The organism is Marinobacter sp. ES-1 (assembly GCF_000475255.1).
Classification (GTDB): Bacteria; Pseudomonadota; Gammaproteobacteria; order Pseudomonadales; family Oleiphilaceae; genus Marinobacter; species Marinobacter vinifirmus.
The window spans coordinates 1-1180 of sequence record NZ_AXBV01000107.1 but is presented as its reverse complement, the minus strand read 5'-3'; the positions used below and the strand labels follow the sequence as shown (position 1 = coordinate 1180).

1 protein-coding gene is annotated in these 1180 nt (G+C 61.1%); it reads right to left on the bottom strand.

Annotated elements, in window-relative coordinates:
• Positions 1–72: 72 nt before the first annotated feature.
• Positions 73–1180, bottom strand: a 1108-nt coding sequence (gene ltrA / locus Q668_RS16135) for a group II intron reverse transcriptase/maturase (protein ID WP_022990663.1), incomplete at its 5' end; no start/stop codon positions are given.

Below are 1180 nucleotides of genomic sequence, written 5' to 3'. Positions count from 1 at the left end.
ATCGAGTAGGAGGGGGAGTTACCTCCCCCGTCCTCTCACACCACCGGGCATACGGTTCCGTACCACGGCGGTTCAAGGCCGGCACTGAAGCCGAACCATCGTATCCAGCAAGCTTACCAGAGACAGGCCATTGAACACCCGCTTGGGCAGCGCCGCGTTCATATGAGACGCGCCGCTGTTCCACCACGGACCACGACCATTCGTCGCACTCATCCAAGCCCTCTGTTCTGTCAGACCCAGCCGCATCAGGTTGCGCGCCCGCGTATAGGGGCGTTTCCATTGCTGCCACAGGATCAGTCGCAGTCGCCGCCGTATCCAGCCATCCAATGCTTCCACCGAGCGTTTCGAGGCCGTCAGGCGATAGTAATTCGCCCAGCCCCGCAGCACCGGATTCAGGGATCGGATGGTGGCATTCAGTGACTGCCCCCTTGATCGTTTGAGCAATGGTCGCAGCTTGGCCGTAAAAGCTTTCACGCTCTTCGGTGCAACCCTCAACCGTGCCTGCTTGTGCCAGGTCACGCTGTATCCCAGGAAGCTTCGACGCCAAGGGCGATCCACAGCGCTCTTGTCTGTGTTCACTTTCAGGCGCAGTTCTCTTTCCAGGAAGTGGGTGACGCTGGCCATTACCCGTTCACCGGCTCTTCTGCTGCGAACGTAGATATTGCAGTCGTCCGCATAGCGACAGAACCGGTGACCCCGGCGCTCCAGCTCCCGATCCAGTTCGGTCAGCAGCACGTTGGAGAGCAAGGGTGAGAGAGGGCCACCTTGCGGCGTGCCTTCCCGTCTCGGGCTGACCAGCCCACCGTCGAGCATACCGGCTCGCAGGTAGCGTCGGATCAGAGTGAGTATCCGTCGGTCGGTGATGCGACGGGCCAGCAGGCTCATCAGCACATCGTGATTGACCCGGTCAAAGAACTGGGCCAGATCCAGATCGACCACCCAGCGGTGGCCGTCGTTGATGTACTGCTGCATCACCTTGACCGCCTGATGGGCGCTTCGACCGGGACGGAACCCGTAGCTGTGGTCCGAGAAGGTCGGTTCCAGTATCGGGCTCAGCACTTGGTGAAGGGCTTGTTGGATCAGGCGATCCTGTACCGTGGGGATACCCAGTATCCGTTCGCCGCCTTGCGGCTTGGGGATACTGACCCGGCGTACCGGCTGAGGATGGTAGTCTCCGGCC